Annotated in this window: 18 protein-coding genes; 12 read left to right on the forward strand and 6 right to left on the reverse strand. The window is 68.6% G+C overall.

The features are described from left to right. Both dxs and OR37_RS20705 read left to right on the forward strand, forming a co-directional pair. Complete coding sequence (gene dxs / locus OR37_RS08995) at positions 1-1,923, forward strand: 1-deoxy-D-xylulose-5-phosphate synthase (RefSeq protein ID WP_004618432.1); 1,923 nt, start codon at positions 1-3, stop codon at positions 1,921-1,923. 456 nt (positions 1,924-2,379) lie between these two features. Continuing rightward, the gene (locus tag OR37_RS20705) at positions 2,380-3,354 is read left to right on the forward strand and encodes a DUF6624 domain-containing protein (RefSeq protein ID WP_054508534.1); all 975 of its coding nucleotides are present in this window, start codon (positions 2,380-2,382) and stop codon (positions 3,352-3,354) included. Positions 3,355-3,567: 213 nt separating this feature from the next. On the opposite strand, the gene OR37_RS09010 is transcribed toward OR37_RS20705, so the two are convergent. From OR37_RS09010 to flgF, 5 genes are all read right to left on the reverse strand, one after another. After that, positions 3,568-4,029: a hypothetical protein gene (locus OR37_RS09010; RefSeq protein WP_004618437.1), complete on the reverse strand. Its 462-nt coding sequence runs from the start codon at positions 4,027-4,029 to the stop codon at positions 3,568-3,570. Between the two features lie 114 nt (positions 4,030-4,143). Next, complete coding sequence (gene flgH, locus OR37_RS09015; protein WP_004618439.1) at positions 4,144-4,878, reverse strand: flagellar basal body L-ring protein FlgH; 735 nt, start codon at positions 4,876-4,878, stop codon at positions 4,144-4,146. 12 nt (positions 4,879-4,890) lie between these two features. Then, on the reverse strand, positions 4,891-5,667 hold the full coding sequence (gene flgA / locus OR37_RS09020; RefSeq protein ID WP_004618441.1) for a flagellar basal body P-ring formation chaperone FlgA: 777 nt from the start codon (positions 5,665-5,667) through the stop codon (positions 4,891-4,893). Between the two features lie 4 nt (positions 5,668-5,671). Beyond that, the gene (flgG, locus tag OR37_RS09025; protein ID WP_004618443.1) at positions 5,672-6,460 is read right to left on the reverse strand and encodes a flagellar basal-body rod protein FlgG; all 789 of its coding nucleotides are present in this window, start codon (positions 6,458-6,460) and stop codon (positions 5,672-5,674) included. A gap of 13 nt (positions 6,461-6,473) precedes the next feature. After that, positions 6,474-7,211, reverse strand: coding sequence for a flagellar basal-body rod protein FlgF (gene flgF / locus OR37_RS09030; RefSeq protein ID WP_004618446.1), 738 nt, complete (start codon positions 7,209-7,211; stop codon positions 6,474-6,476). Between the two features lie 226 nt (positions 7,212-7,437). On the opposite strand from flgF, the gene fliL reads away from it, so the two are divergent. The 9 genes from fliL (at position 7,438) to glk (ending at position 18,782) form a co-directional block, all read left to right on the forward strand. Next, positions 7,438-8,061, forward strand: coding sequence for a flagellar basal body-associated protein FliL (gene fliL / locus OR37_RS09035; protein ID WP_004618447.1), 624 nt, complete (start codon positions 7,438-7,440; stop codon positions 8,059-8,061). Between the two features lie 26 nt (positions 8,062-8,087). Continuing rightward, the gene (fliM, locus tag OR37_RS09040; protein WP_035017130.1) at positions 8,088-9,224 is read left to right on the forward strand and encodes a flagellar motor switch protein FliM; all 1,137 of its coding nucleotides are present in this window, start codon (positions 8,088-8,090) and stop codon (positions 9,222-9,224) included. After that, complete coding sequence (locus OR37_RS09045; protein WP_004618450.1) at positions 9,221-9,811, forward strand: DUF6468 domain-containing protein; 591 nt, start codon at positions 9,221-9,223, stop codon at positions 9,809-9,811. Before fliM ends, OR37_RS09045 begins: the two co-directional genes overlap by 4 nt. Further along, complete coding sequence (locus OR37_RS09050; RefSeq protein WP_004618451.1) at positions 9,808-10,668, forward strand: MotE family protein; 861 nt, start codon at positions 9,808-9,810, stop codon at positions 10,666-10,668. The genes OR37_RS09045 and OR37_RS09050 overlap by 4 nt, the downstream gene beginning before the upstream one ends. Before the next feature lie 9 nt (positions 10,669-10,677). Continuing rightward, positions 10,678-13,551 (forward strand): tetratricopeptide repeat protein, encoded by a 2,874-nt coding sequence (locus tag OR37_RS09055; RefSeq protein ID WP_004618454.1) that lies wholly within the window; start codon positions 10,678-10,680, stop codon positions 13,549-13,551. 246 nt (positions 13,552-13,797) lie between these two features. Further along, complete coding sequence (gene zwf / locus OR37_RS09060) at positions 13,798-15,261, forward strand: glucose-6-phosphate dehydrogenase (RefSeq protein WP_004618456.1); 1,464 nt, start codon at positions 13,798-13,800, stop codon at positions 15,259-15,261. Positions 15,262-15,265: 4 nt separating this feature from the next. After that, positions 15,266-15,958: a 6-phosphogluconolactonase gene (pgl, locus tag OR37_RS09065; RefSeq protein ID WP_004618458.1), complete on the forward strand. Its 693-nt coding sequence runs from the start codon at positions 15,266-15,268 to the stop codon at positions 15,956-15,958. Positions 15,959-15,963: 5 nt separating this feature from the next. Continuing rightward, positions 15,964-17,772 (forward strand): phosphogluconate dehydratase, encoded by a 1,809-nt coding sequence (gene edd / locus OR37_RS09070; protein WP_004618459.1) that lies wholly within the window; start codon positions 15,964-15,966, stop codon positions 17,770-17,772. Between the two features lie 14 nt (positions 17,773-17,786). Then, positions 17,787-18,782: a glucokinase gene (gene glk / locus OR37_RS09075; protein ID WP_004618461.1), complete on the forward strand. Its 996-nt coding sequence runs from the start codon at positions 17,787-17,789 to the stop codon at positions 18,780-18,782. A gap of 9 nt (positions 18,783-18,791) precedes the next feature. On the opposite strand, the gene OR37_RS09080 is transcribed toward glk, so the two are convergent. Next, entirely contained in the window at positions 18,792-19,538 is a 747-nt protein-coding gene (locus OR37_RS09080) for a hypothetical protein (protein WP_235046560.1), read from the reverse strand. A gap of 184 nt (positions 19,539-19,722) precedes the next feature. On the opposite strand from OR37_RS09080, the gene OR37_RS09085 reads away from it, so the two are divergent. Next, complete coding sequence (locus OR37_RS09085; protein ID WP_004618465.1) at positions 19,723-20,742, forward strand: LacI family DNA-binding transcriptional regulator; 1,020 nt, start codon at positions 19,723-19,725, stop codon at positions 20,740-20,742. Positions 20,743-20,828 lie beyond the last annotated feature (86 nt).

A 20,828-nucleotide genomic window follows, 5' to 3' on the forward strand; every position in this document is an offset into this window, starting at 1 on the left:
ATGCCCTCCAAGACCCCCTTGCTCGACACCATTGCTTCGCCCGCCGACACGCGGGGGCTTTCGATCGCCGAGCTGAAGCAGCTGGCGGCCGACGTGCGCGCCGAGACGATCGACGCGGTGTCGGTGACGGGCGGCCACCTGGGCGCGGGGCTGGGCGTGGTCGAGCTGACCGTGGCGCTGCACCACGTATTCGACACGCCCAAGGACATCCTGATCTGGGACGTCGGGCATCAGGCCTATCCGCACAAGATCCTGACCGGCCGGCGCGACCGCATCCGCACCCTGCGCCAGGGCGGCGGGCTGTCGGGCTTCACCAAGCGGGCCGAGAGCGAATACGACCCGTTCGGCGCGGCCCACGCGGCCACCTCGATCTCGGCGGCCCTGGGCTTCTGCGCCGCGCGCGACGCGAAAGGCGAGGACAACAGCGTCATCGCCGTGATCGGCGACGGTTCGCTGGGCGCGGGCATGGCCTATGAGGCGATGAACGCGGCGACCGACGCCACCAAGCGCCTGATCGTCATCCTCAACGACAACGACATGTCGATCGCCCCTCCGGTCGGCGGCATGAGCGCCTATCTGGCCAACCTGGTCTCGGGCGGCGCCTATCGCTCGGTGCGCAAGCTGGGCAAGACCGTCGTCGAGAAACTGCCGACCCCGATGCGGGAAGCGGCCCGAAAGGCCGAGGAATACGCCCGGGGGATGGTCACCGGCGGCACCTTCTTCGAGGAGCTGGGCTTCTACTATATCGGCCCGATCGACGGCCACGACATGGACGCCCTGGTCAGCGTGCTGAAGAACGCCAAGGCGTTCCAGGACAAGCCGGTGCTGGTCCACTGCGTCACCCAGAAGGGCAAGGGCTACGCCCCGGCCGAGGGCGCGGCCGACAAGCTGCACGCCGTGGCCAAGTTCGACGTGGTCACCGGCCAGCAGCAGAAGGCGGCCGGCGGCCCGCCCAGCTATACCAAGGTCTTCGCCCAGGAGCTGATCAAGCAGGCGGCCAAGGACGACAAGATCGTCGCCATCACCGCCGCCATGCCGTCGGGCACGGGCCTGGATCTGTTCCAGAAGGCCTATCCGGAGCGCACCTTCGACGTCGGCATCGCCGAGCAGCACGCGGTGACCTTCGCCGCCGGCCTGGCCGCCGACGGCATGAAGCCGTTCGCGGCGATCTATTCGACCTTCCTGCAGCGCGGCTATGACCAGGTGGTCCACGATGTGGCCATCCAGCGTCTGCCGGTGCGTTTCGCCATGGACCGCGCCGGCCTGGTGGGCGCCGATGGTCCGACCCACGCCGGCAGCTTCGACATCGGCTTCATGGGGGCCTTGCCCGGCATGGTGCTGATGGCCGCCGCCGACGAGGTCGAGCTGGCCCGCATGGTCGCCACCGCCGCCGCCATCGACGATCGCCCCAGCGCCTTCCGCTATCCGCGCGGCGAGGGCCTGGGCCTGGACCTGCCCGAGATCGCCGAGCCGCTGGAGATCGGCAAGGGCCGCATCGTCCGCGAGGGGACCAGCGTCGCCATCGTCTCGTTCGGCGCGCGCCTCTCCGAAAGCCTGAAGGCCGCCGATCTGCTGGCCGCGCGCGGCTTGTCGGCCACGGTCTGCGACGCCCGCTTCGCCAAGCCGCTCGACCTCGACCTGTTGCTGCGCCTGGCGCGCGAACACGAGGCGATCGTCACGGTGGAGGAGGGCGCCATGGGCGGTTTTGGCGGCTTCGTGCTGCAGGCCCTGGCCCAGCACGGCGCTCTGGATCGCGGCCTGAAGATCCGCACCCTGTGCCTGCCCGACGTCTTCCAGGACCAGGACAAGCCCGACGCGATGTACGCCGAAGCCGGCCTCGACGCCGACGGCATCCTGCGCGGGGCGCTCTCGGCGCTGGGCATGGACAATGTCAGCGCGGCGGGGGCGGGGCGGCGGGCTTAGGGGCGCTCTGAGAGGGGCTGGCTTCCGGCGAGTGGTGAAGGTCGGGTTTCTGAAAGGAGACCCGAGGCGATTTTCGACCCTGAGCGGACTCTGATCCATGCGCTATCATTACCTATGATCTACTTCGCCATGGGCTTCTTGGCCTCGTTTGTCGGCCTATTTGCTTGGCTTGCGAGGAAGGCCTTCCGTACGCGGGTCGTATACGGATTGGGCTGGTCTGTGACTGAGGCCCAGACGCCCATCTACTTTTGGTTCGGTGTGGCGTTCTATCTGCTCAACGCAGTTGTGGGGTGCTTGTTTTTCCTGGTCCTGCTGTCAGGGCACTGAAGTCTTTAGGCCGCCATCCACGCAAGTCGGACGCCGGGATGGGCTCGATTGCGCAAGGTGTGATCGCTGACCTAGGGTCGCGGTTGTGGGCGGCGCCCACGGAACAACATCTTCCAGCGACGGTGGACTATGATCTTCCTTGTCGTCATTGCGGCGTTGCTAGCGTCTGAGCCCATCAGGCTGGAGCGCGGCCCGATCCCCGTCGAGCAAGCCTTCGCGCTAAAGCGGGAGAAAGGCGACGCCGCGTTCGCCGCTGAGGTGGACGCTGCGGTTGGGCGACTTCAAAACGGGCGCTTTAAGCAGGCCAAGGTCGCTGGCCCTTGCGCAAGCCCAGTCCAGATCGCCGCCTCGGCGCAAATGGAGCTTGTTCGTCGGACGTCCGATCCTCAAGCTTATGCTCGGTCACTTGCCGACGCCGAGGGCGCGCTGGCTCGTCGACAAGCCTTGAGGGCGCCGTACCTCGACGGCGCGCAGGTCGCCTCGCCGTATGGCCTCGTGGGAAGAATGGCGGCCCGCGCCAAAACCGAACCCGATCCCCGACTGGCGGAACTGTATCGGCGGATGGCCGAGGATCAGTTTTCCACCATGGACACCCTTCAATTGCGAGCTTTCTTTGGGCCGGGCATCCATACCGCGTGGGAGAAGGGCTTGGACGAGGGCGCCCTTGCCTATCTGGACGCGATGATCGCAGGCGAATGGTGCCCCATGAACGTTGCCAACGCCGATTGGCTGAAAGGCCAACTCAGAGAGCACGGCTGGTACAAAATCTCGATCTATGGCGCTGACGCGGACGGCGCCGCCTGGCTGATCGTCCAGCACGCCCGACATGACCTGGCCTTCCAGCGTGAGGTGCTCGCCATGCTCGAGCCGCTCTGGGAGACCGGCGAAACGAAGGGGCAGAACTACGCCATGCTGTACGATCAGACGGCGCACTATGCGGGACGCCCTGGTCGCTTCGGCGTCATGGGCGATTGCACGGCTCCGGGTGTTTGGTCCCCTAAACCCCTCGAAGACCCAAATGCTGTCGACTTGTGGCGCAAGAAGGCCGGAATGCCGCCTCTTGCCCAGTACGTCGCGATGCGCAGCAAGGGGTGTGTGCCATGATCCGCGCGCCTCGATGATGGGTCGCTGTGGGATGATCGAAGAGCGCTGAAGGTCGCCTAACCACCCATTTCAGAACTTCAATTTATCGTCATCCCGCGCTTCATGCGCGGGACCCATTCGTCCGCCGCAGGGCGCGCCCGAATGGCCTTCTTAAGTGAAAGCTGAACCATGGGTCCCGCGCATGAAGCGCGGGATGACGGGTATCAAGATCCACTAAGCTCCACACGCTTTGAAGAACGCCCGCACGCGGCCACGGTCGGCGCCTGTCGCCGCCAGGCTGTGCCGCTCGCCCTCGGTCACCAGCGTCAGCTCGCCCGTGCGCTTGAACGCCGCCAGCGCCGGCGCGCTGGCCTTGCCTTGGGCTTCGAGGTGGCCGGTCTCGCTCATCTCGTCGGCCACGTGCGCGCCGGGGAAGCGGCTCTCGGCCCGCCCCGACGCCAGGACCAGTTCCTTGTCGGACGCCTCGACCCATGCCGTGATCTCGTCGCGACCCGGCTGGCAGGTGAACATCAGCACAACGTCGTCGCTGTCGGGGCGGCCATAGGCCAGGCGAGGGGGCTCGGAGCCGCCTTCGAGATAGGCCCAGCGGTAGCCGTCGAGGCCCGCCTTCTCATGCGCGCAGCCCGCCAGCAGCGTGGCGAATCCCAGGGCGGCGAAGGCGATGCGGCGTTTCATGACGGCCCCTCCTACGGCGATCAACGCCGGAGAGACCTGAACGGCTCCTGAAACGGATCGGGCGCGGAAGCCTCGCGGCGCCGCGCCCGAAGGTCTTGCAAGTCTCTGGCGCGCTTAGAACGGCGAGAACTTCTCGATCAGCGACTGGCCGGCCGGGGTCTTCTGGACGCGGCTGATGTCGCCGCGGCCGCCGTAGCTGATGCGGGCCTCGGCGATCTGGGTGTGCTTGATCGTGTTGGCCGACGAGATGTCCTCGGGACGCACGATGCCGGCGACGGTCAGCTGGCGCACCTCGGCGTTGGTGCGGACTTCCTGGGTGCCCTGGATGACCATGTTGCCGTTCGGCAGGACCGAGCTGACCACGGCGGCGATGGTCAGGCTGATCTTTTCCGAGCGCTGCACGCTGCCGGCGCCGGCGTTGTTGGTCGTCGAGTTGGTTTCCAGCGCGTTCGCGGCGCTGAAGCCGCCCGGCAGGATCTTCCCGAGGCTCGATTCAAGGCCCAGCAGGTGCGGCACGCCCGCCTTGGTGCCCGAGGTGCGCGAGCTGGCGGTCTGGTTCTTGGTGTTTGCGCTGTCGTCGATGTCGATCAGCACGGTCAGGATGTCGCCGACCCGGCTGGCGCGCTGGTCGTTGAAGAAGGCGCGGGCGCCGACGCGCCACAGCGAGTTGGCCGAGGCCGGCTGGGGCGCCGGCTCGCGGGCGGAGACGAACTGCTGCTGGATCGGGGCCAGCTGGGCGGGATAGCCGACCGGGGCCAGGTCGGGGCCCTTGACGGCTTCCTTGACGGTCGAGCAGGCGGCCAGCGGGGCCAGGAGGAGGGCGGCGGCGATGAGGACGGGGCGACGCATGGGCGGAAACTCCTAGCGAGCGGCGAAGCGGACGGGTTGCGAGCGAGCTTGCAAGGCCTGGGCCTGCGGACCGACGACGGCGGCCCCCGGGCCGGTCGCGACGGCCTGGATGATCTTCTTGGACAGGGTGTTCTGGACGGTGAAGATCTCGCCGGCGGCGGCGTTGGTCATCGCCTTGCCTTGAAGCGAAAGGGAAATTCCGTCGTCTTCATAGGTGACAGTGATCAGCTCGCCGGTCTTGATGACCTGGGCGGCCGAGACGTCGTGGCTCTGGGCCGCGGCGCCTTCACGCAGGGGGCGCTTGGCGACCATGCCGATCATGGCGTCGGCGTCGCGGGGGGCGTCGAACGGCGCGCCGGCCATTTTCACCCAGATCAGGTCCTCGGGCTGCAAGACCTCCCCGGTGGCGATGCCGCGGGCGTAGGCAAGAACTTCCACATTGCCGCGCGCCGCCGTGGGGCGGGCCCCCGGCGCGCCGCCTTGCGAAACGCCGCCGTTGTCGGCGCCCTCGCGGACGATGATGCGGCGAACGCCGTTGGCGTTGTTCCAGTCGAAGCCGGCGCGGTGGGCCATGACCTGCACCTGGCCCGCGTCCAGCACGGCGGTCGGGCCCAGACGCTGGCCGACCATCAGGTTGGCGGCCGGGCCGCTGACGCCGTCGAACAGGTCGCCCAGGGTGATGCGGCCGTCGGCGTCGGTGGTGTCCATCCGCAGGGTCACCGGGTTTCCGGCGGTGGCTGGCGTGGCGAAGGCCAGGGCGGCGGCGGTCAGGATCAGGAAGTTCTTCATGAGCTTACGACCTCATCTGCGAGGTGGTTTGCAGCATCTGATCGGCCGTGGTGATCACCTTCGAGTTCATCTCGTAGGCGCGCTGGGCCGTGATCAGGGCGGTGATTTCCGAGACCGAGTCGACGTTCGAGGCTTCGGTGTAGTTCTGCAGCAGGGTCCCGAAACCCGGCTGGCCCGGCGCCGCCAGGTTGGCCGCGCCCGAACCGCCCGTTTCCAGGAACAGGTTGTCGCCGATCGCTTCCAGCCCGCCCTCGTTCATGAAGTTGGCCAGTTGCAGCTGGCCGACGGTCTGCGGCGCGGGTTGGCCGTCCAGCGTGACCTGCACCAGGCCGGTCTTGCTGATCGTGATGCCGGTGGCGTTCTGCGGAATGGTGATGCCCGGCTGGACGACGTAGCCGTCCTCGGTGACCACCTGGCCCTGGTCGTTGGTCGAGAAGTTGCCGGCGCGCGTATAGGCCGTCTCGCCCGAGGGCAGCAGGATCGGCAGGTAACCCTTGCCCTGGATGGCGACGTCCAGCGGGTTGTTGGTCAGGGTCGGGGTACCCTGCTCGGTGATCCGATAGACCGAGCCGGCCTTGACGCCGCCGCCGACCTGAACGCCGGTCGGGACAATGTTGCCGTTGCTGGACGACTGGGCGCCGGCCCGCTCGTAGGTCTGGTACAGGAGGTCCTGGAACTCGGCCCGTTGGCGCTTGAAGCCCACGGTGTTCATGTTGGCGATGTTGTTCGAGATGACCTCGACGTTCAGCTGCTGGGCGGCCATGCCCGAGGCGGCGGTGCGGAGAGCTTGCATCGGCTAGCGTCCCTTAATTGACCTTGCCCAGCCGATCGACGGCCGTGCGGGAGAGTTCGGAAGTGTTGTCCATCATCTTCGACACGCCCTCGTAGGCGCGCTGAACCTCGATCAGCTTGGTGATCTCGACGACGGAGTTGACGTTGCTGGCTTCCAGCATTCCCTGCTGGACCTGGGCGTCGGGCGCGACCTGCGGGGTCGTGTTGGACGTATTGCGAAACAGGTTGTCGCCGTCCTTGGCGAAGCTGGACAGGTCGTCGGGGCGGACCACGGCGATCTTGCCGACCCGGACCGCGCCTTGCGTGACCGTGCCGTCCTTGCCGATCGAGACCGGGCCCAGGGCCGGGTCGATGGTCAGTTCGCCGCCGCCCTCGTCCAGGACGGAATTGCCGCCCTGGGTGACCAGCTTGCCTTCGGGGTTGGTCGTGAAGCGGCCGTCGCGGGTGTAGCGCTCGCCGGCCGGCGTCTGGACTCGGAAGAAGCCCTTGCCCTCGATGGCCACGTCCAGGTCGCCGCCGGTCTTGGTCAGGGCACCTTGCGTGAAGTCGCGGGCGAGGCCCGAATCCAGCACGAACTTGACCGGCGAGCTCCCGTCCAGGGTCTTGGCCGGCTTGGCCTCCTCGGTGCGGACCATCAGGTCCTCGGTCTTGAAGCCGATCGTGTTGGCGTTGGCGATGTTGTTGGCCACGATGTCGAGCTGGCGGCGCAGCGTCATCTGACGCGACAGGCCCACGTAGAGCGCGTTGTCCATGGCGAGTTAACTCGGGCGGCTGGCGCGACAAATGCGCCGCAACCCTTGAAGCAACCTTCGTGCCAGCGCCAAAACACCTTATAAATCAATGAATAGGAAGGTTAACGCCGGGGTGTGGGGCGGAGTCTGCCGGGCAGATTCAGCCTGCGACCAAATGGCCGCCAAAACACATCGTTAACCATGTCTCGCGCATGTGTATGGGCATAGATTCCAAGGAACCGCGCGCGTGGCCAAGAAACCCGAAAAGGAAGCTCCCGCTCCCGAAGGCGAAGACGGCGCCGCGGAAGGCGAAGCCCCCGCCAAGAAGAAGCCGCCGATCCTGATCATCGCCATCGCGGCGGGCGTTCTGGTGCTGGGCGGCGGCGGGGCCGCGGCCTTCTTCCTGCTGAAGCCCAAGCCCGAAGCGGCGGCGGGCGAGCACGGCAAGGAAAAGAAGGAAAAGAAGAAGGAAGAAAAGAAGGAAGAGAAGGGCAAGGAAGGCGAAAAGGGCAAGGAAGGCGCCGCCGGCGGCGCCGGCGTCCCGGTCATCAAGGACGGCCCCGATGGGGTGGTGTTCTACACCCTGCCCGACATCGTCGTGAACATGCAGACGGCCGACGGCAAGTCGACCTTCCTGAAGCTGAAATTGACCTTCGAGCTGCCGGACCACGATACGGCCGATGCTTTGACGCCGAATCTGCCCAGGCTGCAGGACATGTTCCAGACCTTCCTGCGCGAGCTGCGCCCCGAGGACCTGAACGGTTCGCAGGGCACCTACCAGCTGCGCGTCGAATTGCTGCGACGCGTGAACCTGGTCGCCGCGCCGGCCAAGGTGAACGCGGTCCTCATCGAGGAGATGCTGATCAACTAGGCCTCTGGCCGGTTGGGCGAAGGATCATGGCGGACGAACTCGACGATCAGGCGGCGATGGCCCAATGGGCCGAGCAGAACCCCACGGGCGCTCTTGGCGAGGGCGGCGAGGGGACCAACGCGTTCGGCGACTTCTCGGGCGGCATGGGCGGCTGGGACGACGGCGGCGGCGAGGCGGGCTCCGAGCGCATCCTGAACCAGGACGAGATCGACAGTCTTCTGGGCTTCGATCTCTCGGGCGACGGCGGCGACGACCGCACCGGCATCCGCGCCATCATCAACTCGGCGCTGGTCAGCTACGAGCGCCTGCCGATGCTGGAAATCGTCTTCGACCGCCTGGTGCGGTTGATGACGACGTCCCTGCGGAACTTCACCTCCGACAACGTCGAGGTCAGCCTCGACAACATCAGTTCGATCCGTTTTGGCGACTATCTGAACTCGATCCCGCTGCCGGCGATCCTGGCGGTGTTCCGGGCCGAGGAGCTGGACAACTACGGCCTGCTGACGGTCGACTCCAACCTGATCTACTCGATCGTCGACGTGCTGCTGGGCGGCCGTCGCGGCACGGCGGCGATGCGCATCGAGGGGCGGCCCTACACCACGATCGAGCGCGTGCTGGTGCAGCGGATGATCGAGGTGGTGCTGCACGATCTGAAGAGCGCCTTCGAGCCGCTGCACCCGGTCAGCTTCTCGCTGGACCGTCTGGAGACCAACCCGCGCTTCGCCGCCATCGCCCGGCCGGCCAACGCGGCGATCCTGGTCAAGCTGCGCATCGACATGGAAGACCGGGGCGGACGCATCGAGCTCCTGCTGCCCTACGCCACGCTGGAGCCCATCCGGAAGATGCTGCTGCAGCAGTTCATGGGCGAGAAGTTCGGCCGAGACAACATCTGGGAAGGCCACTTGGCCACCGAGCTGTGGACCACCCAGATGGAGGTCCGCGCCGTGCTGGACGAGCAGCAGGTGCCGCTCTCGCGCGTGCTGAACATGCAGGTCGGCGACACCCTGATGCTGAACGCCACGCCCGACAGCCTGGTCGAGCTGCGCGCCGGGGCCATTCCGCTGACGCGCGGCCGCATGGGCCGGCGCAACCACGCGATCGCCATCCGGGCCGAGGCGCCGCTGACGCCGGCCGCCAAGAAGGCCGTGCAGAAACTGAAATGAGCCTCGTCGCCTTCGCCATGAACGGGTTCCTGGCGGTGCTGCTGATCGCGGCCCTGGCCTTTGGCTGGCGTCTGGAGCGCCGCCTGAAGGCTCTGCGCGACAGCCACGAGGGCTTCGCCAAGGCCGTCAAGGAACTGGACCAGGCCGCCGCGCGGGCCGAACAGGGGCTGGCCGATCTGCGCGCGGCCACCGACGAGGCGGCCGAGACCCTGGCTGTGCGCATCGAACGCGCCCAGGCCCTGGCGGCCCAGCTGGACGAGCGGATCAACCGGCCGCTATCCGCGCCCGTCGTCGAGCGGTCCCCGCGCGGCGGTCCGCTGGCGCCGCCGCGTCCGGCGCCGTCCGAGCGCGGCCTCCGCGACCCCGAGCCCGACGCCCTGGCCGAGCGGCGCCGCCTGAAGGCCGAGGATTTCGAGCGTCTGCTGGAGCGCGAGGACCGCCTCCCGCCGGCCGCGCGCCCCGTCCTGGGGACGCCGAGCGCGCCCCGCGAAACCCCGCGTTCACGGGCGCGGATCGATGATGACCTCTTCGAGGGACCGGGCGATGGCCTGCGTCCCGGAAGCAATCCCAGAGCGCCCCGCCGATGAAGAACGTTCCGCGTATCCTGCCCCTGGTCGGCGTCGCTGTCGGGGGCGTCCTGGCGATCAACGCCATCGCCGGCGCCAAGTCGCTGCCGGACCTGGTGAGCGGGGCCAAGGCCTTCGCCGAGGGCGTGGCCAAGCCTGACGCGAAGAAGGACGCCAAAGCGGACTCGAAGGGCGGCGAGGAAGCGCCCTCTGCCGAGGGCGCGGGCCAGCCGGCCGCCGCCAACGCGCCGCCGCCGCGCGTCTGCGCCCCTTCGGCCGACGCCTTGGCCAAGGAGGCGGGTCTTTCGCCCGCCGAACTGCGCGTTTTGCAAAGCCTGGGCGCCCGGCGGGGCCAATTGGACCAGCGCGAGCAAGACATCGATGTCCAGCTGCAGCTGCTGGCCGCCGCCGAGGCCAAGCTGGACGCCAAGATGAAGGCCCTGACCGGCCTGAAGGGCGACATCCAGGGCCTGCTGGGCCAGGTCGACGCCAAGAAGCAGGCCGAGGTCGACCGCCTGGTCACCGTCTATCAGGGCATGAAGCCCAAGGACGCCGCGGCCCGGATGACGCTGCTGTCCGACGACGTCCGCCTGCCGATCGCCGCCAAGATGAAGGAGCGCGCGCTGTCGCAGATCCTGGCCAACATGGCGCCGAACGAGGCCAAGATCCTGACCGAGCGTCTGGCCGCGCGGATGGCCAACCCCGTCGTCGAGAAGGGCAAGGCGGCCATCGCCGACAACGCCTCGGCCAACGCCGCCGCGCCGAACGCCGCCGCTCCGGCCCAGCAGGCCGACGCGGGCCTGGCCGGCGACGCGCCGGACGCGGCGAAGGCCAAGGGCGCCAAGGCCGGCAAGCCCGCGCCCAAGAAGGCCGGTTAAGGGAGGCCCATGACCCTTCGCCAGCTCCTGCGCTCCAGCGTCGCCGCCGCGTGCATCGCGGGGACGCTGGCGCCGTCCGTGCAAGCCGGCCCGCCGCCCGTCGCGGCGCGCGGCGCGCTGGACGTGCGCGTGGCGCAGGCAGCCGACTTCTCGCGCCTGGAGTTCCACTGGATCGGCGGCGCGAAGATGGTCTCGCACCGCGAGGGGCAGACGCTGGTGATGCGGTTCAGCCGCGACGCCAATCCCGATCTCTCCACGCTGACGATCGCCCCGCCGCGCTGGGTCAAGTCGTCCGAGGCTCGCCACGTCAACGGCGTGCTGGAGATCGTCGTCACCCTGACCGACGACGCCGACGCGCGGCTGGGCAACGCGGACGGCGTCGACTTCGTCAACATCTTCGCCCGGCCGGGCGCGGCGCCGGCCGCCCAGGCCGCGCCCGCCGCCGCGCCGGTCGGTCGGCCCAACCCGATGCCCGCCGGCGGCGTCGTGCGTCCCGAGTTTTCCAAGCAGGACCAGCAGGTCACCCTGACGTTCGACTGGGCGGCGCCGGCCGGCGTCGCGGTCTTCCGGCGGGGGGAGGCGATCTGGGTCGTGTTCGACACCCCGGCCCGGATCGACATCGGCAAACTGCCGACCTCCAGCATCCGCTATTCGAAGATCCAGGCGTTCAAGGGCGCCGACTACAGCGCCCTTCGGATCGTCGCGCCGTCGGGGACGCCCTATGTCGCCGAAGGGCTGGGCGGCGCCTGGAAGATCAGCCTGGGGCCGGGTTCGCAGGCGACCCCCGACGTGATCAAGGTGGCGCGCGACGAGAGCGTCCACCCCGCCACCTTGTCGGCCCGGATCTCGGGCGTGACCAAGGCGGTCTGGGTCGACGACCCGGCGGTCGGCGACAAGATGATTGTCGCCCCGGCCCTGGCGCCGTCCAAGGGCCTGCCGTCGCGTCGCGAATATGTCGAAATGGCCCTGCTGCCCTCGGCGCAGGGCATGGCGCTGGAAACCTACGCTCAGGATCTCATGGTGCAGGCGCAGGGCGACCTGCTGCGCATCGGCCGGCCCAAGGGGCTGGTGCTGTCGCCGATCTCGGCCTCGACCCCGCCGGAGGAGGCGGCCGCCGGCGCGCCGCAGCCGATGTCGATGCCGGCCTTGATCGACCTGGACAACTGGCCCAAGACCGGTTCGGGCGGCTTCCTGGCCCGCTACAACGCCTTGCAGAACGCCATCCCCGCCGCGCCGGCCGGCGACGGCAAGGACGGCGACGTCGGCGCTCGCATGGCCCTGGCCCGCTTCCTGGTCGGCTCGCAGATGTCGTTCGAGGCGATCGGCGTTCTCAACGCGGCGGGTCGCAAGCATCAGACCCTGCTGGGCGACGCCGAGTTCCGGGGCCTTCGGGGCATGGCCAAGGTCATGGCCGGACGCCTGGCCGAGGCGGACGCCGACTTCTCCTCGCCGGTGCTGTCGGACGATCCGTCCAGCGCGCTGTGGCGAGGCTATATCTCGACCAAGCAGGGCCAGTACGCCGACGCGCGAACCAAGTTCGTCAATGGGGGGCGGGCTTTGGACCTGTTCCCGCCGATCTGGCGCGCCCGTTTCCTCCTGGCCGAGGCCCAGGCGGCGCTCGGCGTCGGCGACCTGACCGGCGCCATGCAGTTCGTGACCAAGGCCCTGGCCCAGCCGAAGGTCCCCGTCGAGGACCAGCTGGACATCCGCCTGACCCAGGCCCGGATCTTCGAGGCCCAGGGCGACAAGAACCGCGCCCAGAAGATGTTCGAGGCCATAGGGCGCTCGCCCTATGAACGTCAGTCGACCCCGGCTCAACTGCACGCCGCCCAGCTGCAATATGCCCGCGGTCAGATCAACGCGCCCAAGGCCGCCGACACCCTGAACCAGCTGCGCTATCGCTGGCGCGGCGACGGGGTGGAGCTGGAGGTCATCCGGGCGCTGGGCAAGCTGTATATCGACCAGGGCCGCTATCGCGAGGCGCTGGAAGTGTTGCGCTCGGCCGGCCGGCAACTGCCCGACCGACCGGAAGCGGTGGCGTTGCAGAACGACCTTTCCAACACCTTCCGGCAGCTGTTCCTGCAGGGCCTGGCCGACGGGATGCAGCCTGTGCAGGCGGTGGGTCTGTTCTATGACTTCCAGGACCTGACGCCGATCGGCGCCGACGGCGACCAGATGGTCCGCAATCTTGTGCGTCGCCTGGTCGATGTCGATCTTCTGGACGATGCGGCCAAGCTCTTGAAATACCAGGTCGACAACCGCTTGAACGGCGTGCCCAAGGCTCAGGTCGCCACCGACCTGGCCTGGATCTACCTGATGAACAAGAAGCCGGAGGATGCGCTGGACGCGATCAACGCGACGCGCACGACCATCCTGCCGCCGGCTCTGAACGCCGAGCGCCGTCTGGCCTCGGCCCGCGCCCTGATGGGCCTGGGGCGCTATGACGCCGCGCTGGATCTGGTCGAGAAGGACCCCAGCAAGGACGGCCAGGAGATCCGCGCCGAGATCGCCTGGAAGCAGCACAGCTGGCCCTTGGCCGGGGCGCTGTACGAGAAGGCGCTGGGCGATCGTTTCAAGACCCCGGGCGCTCTGAGCCCCGGCGACGAGGCCCGGCTGCTGCGCGCCGGCGTCGCCTACAGCCTGGCCGACGACAACGCGGCGCTCGCGCGGCTTCGCCAGCGCTGGTCCGGCTTCGTCGAGGGCGCCGGCAATCCCGACGGCCTGCGCGTGGCGTTGCAGGGGGTGAATATCGAGTCGCTGTCGCCTTCGGACTTCAGCCGCGTGACCGCCGACAATGAAGCCTTCAACGGCTGGGTCGGGCGCATGAAGGACAAGTTCCGCACCGGTCAACCCGCCGGCTCGCCCGCCCGCGCGAGCAAATAGGGCAGGGGATTTCCTCAAACAACGGTTTGAAAGCCGGTTCGAGGCACGAGGCGCCCTGGAATGGGCTGCTCGAAGCGCGAAAACACCTCGCAAAAGGCGATTGGTCCTGTGGCGGCGTCCGGGCGTTTATCCTAGTTAGGGCCGCCCGAACTCCCATGTGTGGCCCGTGGCCAGGGACGCGTTCCCTGGACGCTTGCCTTTCTGCCGCGGGCATGTCATGACAACGTTGTCATAGGGTGGAAGACATTGGCTAAGAAAAACGAAGGCGGCGAGACCGGCCGCGAGGTGTTGGTGCTGCTCGGCGGCGCGGGCGATCTGGCCCTGCGGATGCTGCTGCCTTCCCTCTATTTCCTCGAACTTGACCGTCTGCTGCCCCATGACCTGCGGATCATCGGGGTGGCGCGCGCCGACCATGACGCCGCCAGCTACAAGGCTCTTGTCCGCGAGCAGCTGGGCAAGCGCGCGACGGTCGAGGAGGCGGTCTGGAACCGCCTGGCCGCCCGTCTCGACTACGTGCCCGCCAACATCACCAGCGAGGACGACACCAAGAAGTTGGCCGAACGCATTGGCGCGCATGGCGATCTGGTTATCTTCTTCTCGCTGTCGCCCAGCCTGTATGGCCCGGCCTGCCAGGCGCTTCAGGCGGCGGGTCTGACCGGGCCCAAGACGCGCCTGATCCTGGAAAAGCCGCTGGGCCGCGACCTGGAAAGCTCGCGCGCCACCAACGCCGCCGTGGCCGCCGTGGTCGACGAGAGCCAAGTTTTCCGCATCGACCACTATCTGGGCAAGGAAACCGTCCAGAACCTGACCGCCCTGCGCTTCGCCAACGTGCTGTTCGAGCCCTTGTGGGATCGCAACACGATCGACCACGTGCAGATCACCATCGCCGAGACCGAGAAGGTCGGCGACCGTTGGCCCTATTACGACGAGTACGGCGCGCTTCGGGACATGGTGCAGAACCACATGCTGCAACTGCTCTGCCTCGTCGCCATGGAGGCCCCATCGGGCTTCGATCCCGACGCGGTGCGCGACGAGAAGGTCAAGGTGCTGCGGTCGCTGCGCCCGTTCACCAAGGAGACGGTGGCCCACGACACCGTGCGCGGCCAGTACGTGGCCGGCGTGGTCGAGGGCGCCGCGCGCGTCGGCTATGTCGATGAAGTCGGCAAGCCCACCAAGACCGAGACCTTCGTGGCCATGAAGGTGGCGATCGACAACTGGCGCTGGGACGGCGTGCCGTTCTTCCTGCGCACCGGCAAGAACCTGCCTGACCGCCGCACCCAGATCGTCGTGCAGTTCAAGCCTCTGCCGCACAATATCTTCGGGCCCGCCACCGACGGCGAGCTGTGCGCCAACCGTCTGGTCATCGACCTGCAACCGGACGAGGACATCTCGCTGACGATCATGAACAAGCGCCCCGGCCTTTCCGAGGAGGGAATGCGCCTGCAGTCGCTGCCGCTGTCGCTGTCGTTCGGCCAGAGCGGCGGTCGCCGCCGGATCGCCTATGAGAAGCTGTTCCTGGACGCCTTCCGCGGCGACCGCACCCTGTTCGTGCGCCGGGACGAGGTCGAGCAGGCGTGGAAGTTCATCGACGCCGTCTCGGCCGCCTGGGAAGAGGCTAAGATCGAGCCGGCCCACTACGCGGCGGGCACGTGGGGGCCGCAGTCGGCGCAGGGCCTGATCTCGCCCGGCGGTCGGTCCTGGAAGGCCTGATGCGATGCCCAAGCCCCGGATCGAATCCTTTCCGACGCGCGAGGCGCTCTACGACGCGGCGGCCTCGACGATCGTCCAGGCGCTGAACACGGCGGTGGCCGTCCATGGCGTCGCGGGCTTCGCGGCGACCGGCGGCACGACCCCGGCGCCGGTCTATGATCGCCTTTCGACCCTGACCGCGCCGTGGGACAAGGTCATGGTCACCCTAACCGACGAGCGCTGGGTGCCGCCGACCGATCCCGGCAGCAACGAGGGCCTGGTGCGTCGCCACCTGCTGACCGGCCAGGCGGCCAAGGCCGGCTTTTCGCCGCTGTTCTTCGCGGGCGTCGGCCACGAGGAGGCCGCGCTGAAGGCCCAGGCCGGCGTCGCCGCCGCCGCGCCGTTCGGCGTGGTGCTGCTGGGCGTGGGACCCGACGGCCACGTCGCCTCGCTGTTTCCGGGCAATCCCGAGCTGGCGCGCGGTCTGGATCCGGAGTCCGACCGGCTGGTGCTGGCCGTGCCGCCCGGCGACCCGGCGCCGGACATTCCCCGGCTCAGCCTGACCCTCAAGGCGCTGCTCCAGACGGATCTGATCGTGCTTTTGATCACCGGTCAGGCCAAACGCGCGTTGTTGGAAGGCGACGTCGATCCGGCGCTGCCGGTCGCCGCCATTCTGAACCAGGACCGCGCCAAGGTCCGCATCCTCTGGGCGGAGTAATCGCCATGGCTCTCAATCCCGTCATCGCCGAAGTCACGGCCCGCATCGTCGCGCGCAGCAAGGACAGCCGAGCCGCGTACCTGGCCAACATGGAGCACGCGATCGAGAGCCAGCCGGGCCGCGCCAAGCTGTCGTGCGCCAACTGGGCCCACGCCTTCGCCGCCTCGCCCGGCGTCGACAAGGTGCGGGCGCTGGACCCGAACGCCCCGAACCTCGGCATCGTCTCGGCCTATAACGATATGCTGTCGGCCCACCAGCCGCTGGAGGCCTATCCGGCCCTGATCAAGGACGCGGCCCGCGAGGTGGGGGGCACCGCCCAGTTCGCCGGCGGCGTGCCGGCCATGTGCGACGGCGTCACCCAGGGCCGGCCGGGCATGGAGCTCTCCTTGTTCTCGCGCGAGGTGATCGCCATGGCGACGGCCGTCGCCCTGTCGCACGACGCGTTCGACGCCGGCCTCTATCTCGGCGTCTGCGACAAGATCGTGCCCGGTCTCGTCATCGGCGCCCTGACCTTCAGCCACCTGCCGGCGGTGTTCGTGCCGGCGGGACCGATGACCTCGGGCCTGCCGAACTCGGAAAAGGCCCGCATCCGCGCGCTCTACGCCGAGGGCAAGGTCGGCCGCGCCGAACTGCTGGAAGCCGAGCAGGCCAGCTATCACGGCCCGGGCACCTGCACCTTCTATGGCACGGCCAACACCAACCAGATGCTGATGGAACTGATGGGCTTCCATCTGCCCGGCTCGGCCTTCGTCCATCCCAACACCCCGCTGCGCGAGGCCCTGGTCAAGGAAGCCGCGCGTCGCGCCGCCGCCGTCACCAACAAGGGCAATGCGTTCCTGCCGGTCGGCCGGATGATCGACGAGAAGTCGATCGTCAACGGCGTGGTCGGCCTGATGGCCACCGGCGGCTCGACCAATCTGGCGCTGCACCTGGTGGCCATGGCCCACGCGGCCGGCGTGATCCTGACGCTGGAGGACATGGATCAGATCTCGCGCGCCACGCCGCTTCTGGCCCGCGTCTATCCGAACGGCTCGGCCGACGTGAACCACTTCCAGGCCGCCGGCGGCATGGCTTTCGTGATCCGCGAACTGCTGAAGGCCGGGCTGGTTCACGAGGACGTCCAGACCATCGCCGGCCAGGGCCTGTCGCTCTACGCCCAGGAGCCGTTCCTCGAGGACGGCGCGCTGAAGTGGCGCGATGGCGCGACCGAAAGCCTAGACACCGCCATCGTCCGTCCGGCGTCCGACCCGTTCAGCCCCGAGGGCGGCCTGCGCCTGATGGCCGGCAACCTGGGCCGCGGCGTCATGAAGATCTCGGCGGTCAAGCCCGAGCACCACGTCATCACCGCTCCGGCGGCGGTGTTCCAGGAACAGGAAGACTTTATCGCCGCCTTCAAGCGCGGCGAGCTGAACCGCGACGTCGTCGTGGTCGTCCGCTTCCAGGGGCCGTCGGCCAACGGGATGCCTGAGCTGCACAACCTGTCGCCGTCGATCTCGGTGCTGCTGGATCGGGGCTACAAGGTGGCCCTGGTCACCGACGGCCGCATGTCGGGCGCCTCGGGCAAGACCCCGGCCGCCATCCACGTGACGCCCGAGGCCGCCAAGGGCGGTCCCCTGGCCTATGTCCAGGACGGCGACATGATCAGCGTCAATGCCGAAACCGGCGAACTGAAAATCCTGGTGGACGAGGCGGCTCTGTTCGCCCGCGCGCCAGCGAGCGTTCCGGCGTCCAAGCCGGGCTTTGGTAGGGAACTGTTCGGATGGATGCGGAACGGAGTCGGCGCGGCCGACGCCGGCGCGTCCGTCTTCGCTTGAGGAAGCGCTAACGCATGGATGGCAATCACAGCGGGGGGCTTGGCCTCGTCGGCGACATCGGCGGCACCAACGCCCGCTTCGCCCTGGTCGAATTCGACGGTCAGGACCCGCGCCTGATCGAGCCCACGGCCTACAGGGGCGGGGACTACCGCACGGCCGAGGACGCCATCGAGCATTATCTCCAGAAGGTCGGCGTCCGACATCCGGACCAGGCTGTGGTGGCCGTCGCCGGTCCGATCGAGCATGGCTCGGTCCACATGACCAACCTGGACTGGCGGATCTCGGAAGACAGCCTGCGTCGCGCCGGCGGCTTCCGAAACGCCAAGCTTATCAACGACTTCACCGCCCAAGCCCTGGCGGCGCCGCGCTTGGGCCCCAAGGACCTGCGCCAAATCGGTCCCCTGCCGACCTCGGGCGAGGGGGATCTGGCGATCCTCGGGCCCGGCACCGGCTTCGGCGTCGCGGGCCTCGTGCGTCGCCACGGTCAGGAGATCCCGCTGGCCACCGAGGGCGGTCACGTGGCCTTCGCCCCGGTCGACGAGGTCGAGATCGAGGTGCTGTGTGCCTTGACCAAGGATCTGCAAGGCGGCCGCGTCTCGGTCGAGCGCATCCTGTCGGGCCCGGGCATGGAAGACCTGCACGTCGCGCTGGGCGCGGCCGAGGGACGTCAGGTCGAGGCCCTGACCGCCAAGCAGATCACCGAACACGCCGTCGAGGGCTGCGCCGACAGCCTGGCCACGGTGAACCGGTTCTGCGCGGTGCTGGGCTCGACGGCGGGCGACATCGCCCTGACCCTGGGCGCGCGCGGCGGCGTGTTCGTCGCTGGCGGCATCGCGCCCCGCATCATCGACATCCTGGAAAAGAGTCCGTTCCGCGAGCGCTTCGAGGCCAAGGGGCGTCTGTCGGGCTTTACCAAGGCGATCCCGACCCACGTCATCCTGCACCCGCACACCGCCCTGATCGGCGCGGCGGTGGCCCTGACGCCGGAGGGCAGGGCGGCGGTGTCATAAGGCGTTAGCCTACTTCAGCTTCGGGATCTTCCGAAACTCCGCCGCGCGCTTGGCGATCAGGCCTCGGCATTGGGCCGCGGTTTCCGGGTGCGCGCGGCCGGCGGCGCGGCGCTTGTCGAAATAGGCGAAGGCCTGGTCGTAGATGTCGGGCGGCACGACATACGGCTCGCGCAGCGGCGCCATGGCGGCGTCCGCCGCCCCCTTGCCGAGATGCGCCTCGCACGCGCCGGCCGCCTCGGCCAAGGCCGCGCCGGCCTTGATCAACGGCGTCTGCCAGCCCGCGCGGCCGAGCGGCTCGAGCAGGCTGTCGGCATAGCGCAGAGCCACCGACGAGGCGCGGCTGCGCGGCGGCGGTTCCAGCAGGATCGAGCCCAGAGGATCGTCGGCGACGCGGTGGCAGCGGGCGGCGACCTCGGTCGCGAACAGGCGCAGGTCCGCGTCGCCGCTGGGATCGGCCAACCTGGCCTTCACCTTGTCGAGGCCGGCCTGCATCTCCTGGCTTTCCCGAGCTTGGGCGGCGGCGGCGGCGGCCTCCGCGTCCTGGGCCCCGACGCCCGCGCGGTCGGCGACCTTGTCGACGGCCTGGCGATAGGCCTCGCCGCTCGGGTCCAGCCGCTTGTAGCCGGCCGCCTCGCAGAACGGCGCGTCGCCCGCGAAGCGGCCATAGGTCTCCAGACGCCCCATGACCAGCGGCGAAGGCTGGGCGCTGGCCAGCGTCGGCGCGATCCAGGCGCCCACGGCGAGCGCGGCGAACATGCCCACGGATTTCATCGTTCAGAGCCCCACATACCCTGGCGACGCCTTCTCGCCCGGTCGTGGCGAGCACGCAACCCCACGGATTTGACAGTTTCGAGGCGGGGCTTGAGAAGGGCTCGCCATGACAAGGTTGTCATGGCTTAGTAACGCGAACCCGGTCGAATCGGGGCGTCGAGGGACGGAATTGAGCGCCAAAGTCACGATCCATGATGTCGCCCGCGAAAGCGGAGTTTCGATCAAGACCGTTTCGCGGGTGCTTAATCGCGAGCCCAACGTCAAGGCCGATACGCGCGACCGGGTCCAGGCGGCCGTGGCGGCCTTGAACTATCGTCCCAACATCTCGGCCCGCAGCCTGGCGGGCTCGAAGGCTTATCTGATCGGCGTCTTCTTCGACAACCCCAGCCCCGGCTACGTCACCGACGTGCAGCTGGGCGCGATCGCGCGCTGCCGGCAGGAGGGCTATCACCTGATCGTCGAGCCGATCGACTCGACGGCGGACGTCGAGGACCAGGTCGCGCCGATGCTGGCGACGCTGCGCATGGACGGGGTGATCCTGACCCCGCCGCTCAGCGACCATCCGGTGGTGCTGTCCGCGCTGGAGCGAGAGGGCGTGTCCTATGTCCGCATCGCGCCAGGCGGGGATATCGACCGCGCGCCGTGGGTCAGCATGGATGACCGCCTGGCCGCCTACGAGATGACCAAGCATCTGATCGACCTGGGTCACCGCGACATCGGCTTCATCATCGGACACCCCGACCACGGGGCCTCGCGCCTGCGTCACCAGGGCTTTCTCGACGCGATGCGCGACGCGGGTCTGGCGGTGCGCGACGGGCGGGTGGAGCAGGGCATGTTCTCGTTCCGCTCGGGCTTCGAAGCGGCCGAGCGGTTGCTGGGCGGCTCGGATCGCCCGACCGCGATCTTCGCCTCGAACGACGACATGGCCCTGGGCGTCATGGCCGTGGCCAACCGTCTGCGCCTGGACGTTCCGAACGCCCTGTCCATCGCCGGCTTCGACGACACGCCCGGCGCGCGGATCACCTGGCCGCAGCTGACCACCGTCCGCCAGCCGATCTTCGCCATGGCCGGCGCCGCCGCCGACATGTTGATGGATGGCGTTGAGCGGGAAGAGGGCGCGCCGCCGCCGTCCAAGGTTCTCGACTTCGAGCTGGTGGTCCGGGAGTCGACGGGCCAGGCGCCGGCATAGGACGCGCCTCCAGGCCGCAAATCCGTCAAACGCGTGCGTGAGTGGACTTGTTACCGCAATCATTGATACTTGACAGCGCTGTCCAA

The sequence above is a fragment of the Caulobacter vibrioides OR37 genome (assembly GCF_000372645.1).
GTDB classification, from domain to species: Bacteria; Pseudomonadota; Alphaproteobacteria; order Caulobacterales; family Caulobacteraceae; genus Caulobacter; species Caulobacter vibrioides_E.

Excerpts from the sequence above, each read along its gene's own strand:
- pgl (WP_004618458.1), top strand. The coding sequence starts at position 15,266 with ATGCCCAAGCCCCGGATCGAATCCTTTCCGACGCGCGAGGCGCTCTAC.
- flgH (WP_004618439.1), bottom strand. The coding sequence starts at position 4,878 with ATGCGTCGCCCCGTCCTCATCGCCGCCGCCCTCCTCCTGGCCCCGCTG.
- OR37_RS09080 (WP_235046560.1), bottom strand. The coding sequence starts at position 19,538 with ATGTTCGCCGCGCTCGCCGTGGGCGCCTGGATCGCGCCGACGCTGGCC.
- flgG (WP_004618443.1), bottom strand. The coding sequence starts at position 6,460 with ATGCAAGCTCTCCGCACCGCCGCCTCGGGCATGGCCGCCCAGCAGCTG.
- edd (WP_004618459.1), top strand. The coding sequence starts at position 15,964 with ATGGCTCTCAATCCCGTCATCGCCGAAGTCACGGCCCGCATCGTCGCG.
- OR37_RS09050 (WP_004618451.1), top strand. The coding sequence starts at position 9,808 with ATGAAGAACGTTCCGCGTATCCTGCCCCTGGTCGGCGTCGCTGTCGGG.
- flgF (WP_004618446.1), bottom strand. The coding sequence starts at position 7,211 with ATGGACAACGCGCTCTACGTGGGCCTGTCGCGTCAGATGACGCTGCGC.
- flgA (WP_004618441.1), bottom strand. The coding sequence starts at position 5,667 with ATGAAGAACTTCCTGATCCTGACCGCCGCCGCCCTGGCCTTCGCCACG.
- fliM (WP_035017130.1), top strand. The coding sequence starts at position 8,088 with ATGGCGGACGAACTCGACGATCAGGCGGCGATGGCCCAATGGGCCGAG.
- OR37_RS09055 (WP_004618454.1), top strand. The coding sequence starts at position 10,678 with ATGACCCTTCGCCAGCTCCTGCGCTCCAGCGTCGCCGCCGCGTGCATC.
- glk (WP_004618461.1), top strand. The coding sequence starts at position 17,787 with ATGGATGGCAATCACAGCGGGGGGCTTGGCCTCGTCGGCGACATCGGC.
- OR37_RS09010 (WP_004618437.1), bottom strand. The coding sequence starts at position 4,029 with ATGAAACGCCGCATCGCCTTCGCCGCCCTGGGATTCGCCACGCTGCTG.
- OR37_RS09045 (WP_004618450.1), top strand. The coding sequence starts at position 9,221 with ATGAGCCTCGTCGCCTTCGCCATGAACGGGTTCCTGGCGGTGCTGCTG.
- OR37_RS20705 (WP_054508534.1), top strand. The coding sequence starts at position 2,380 with ATGATCTTCCTTGTCGTCATTGCGGCGTTGCTAGCGTCTGAGCCCATC.
- dxs (WP_004618432.1), top strand. The coding sequence starts at position 1 with ATGCCCTCCAAGACCCCCTTGCTCGACACCATTGCTTCGCCCGCCGAC.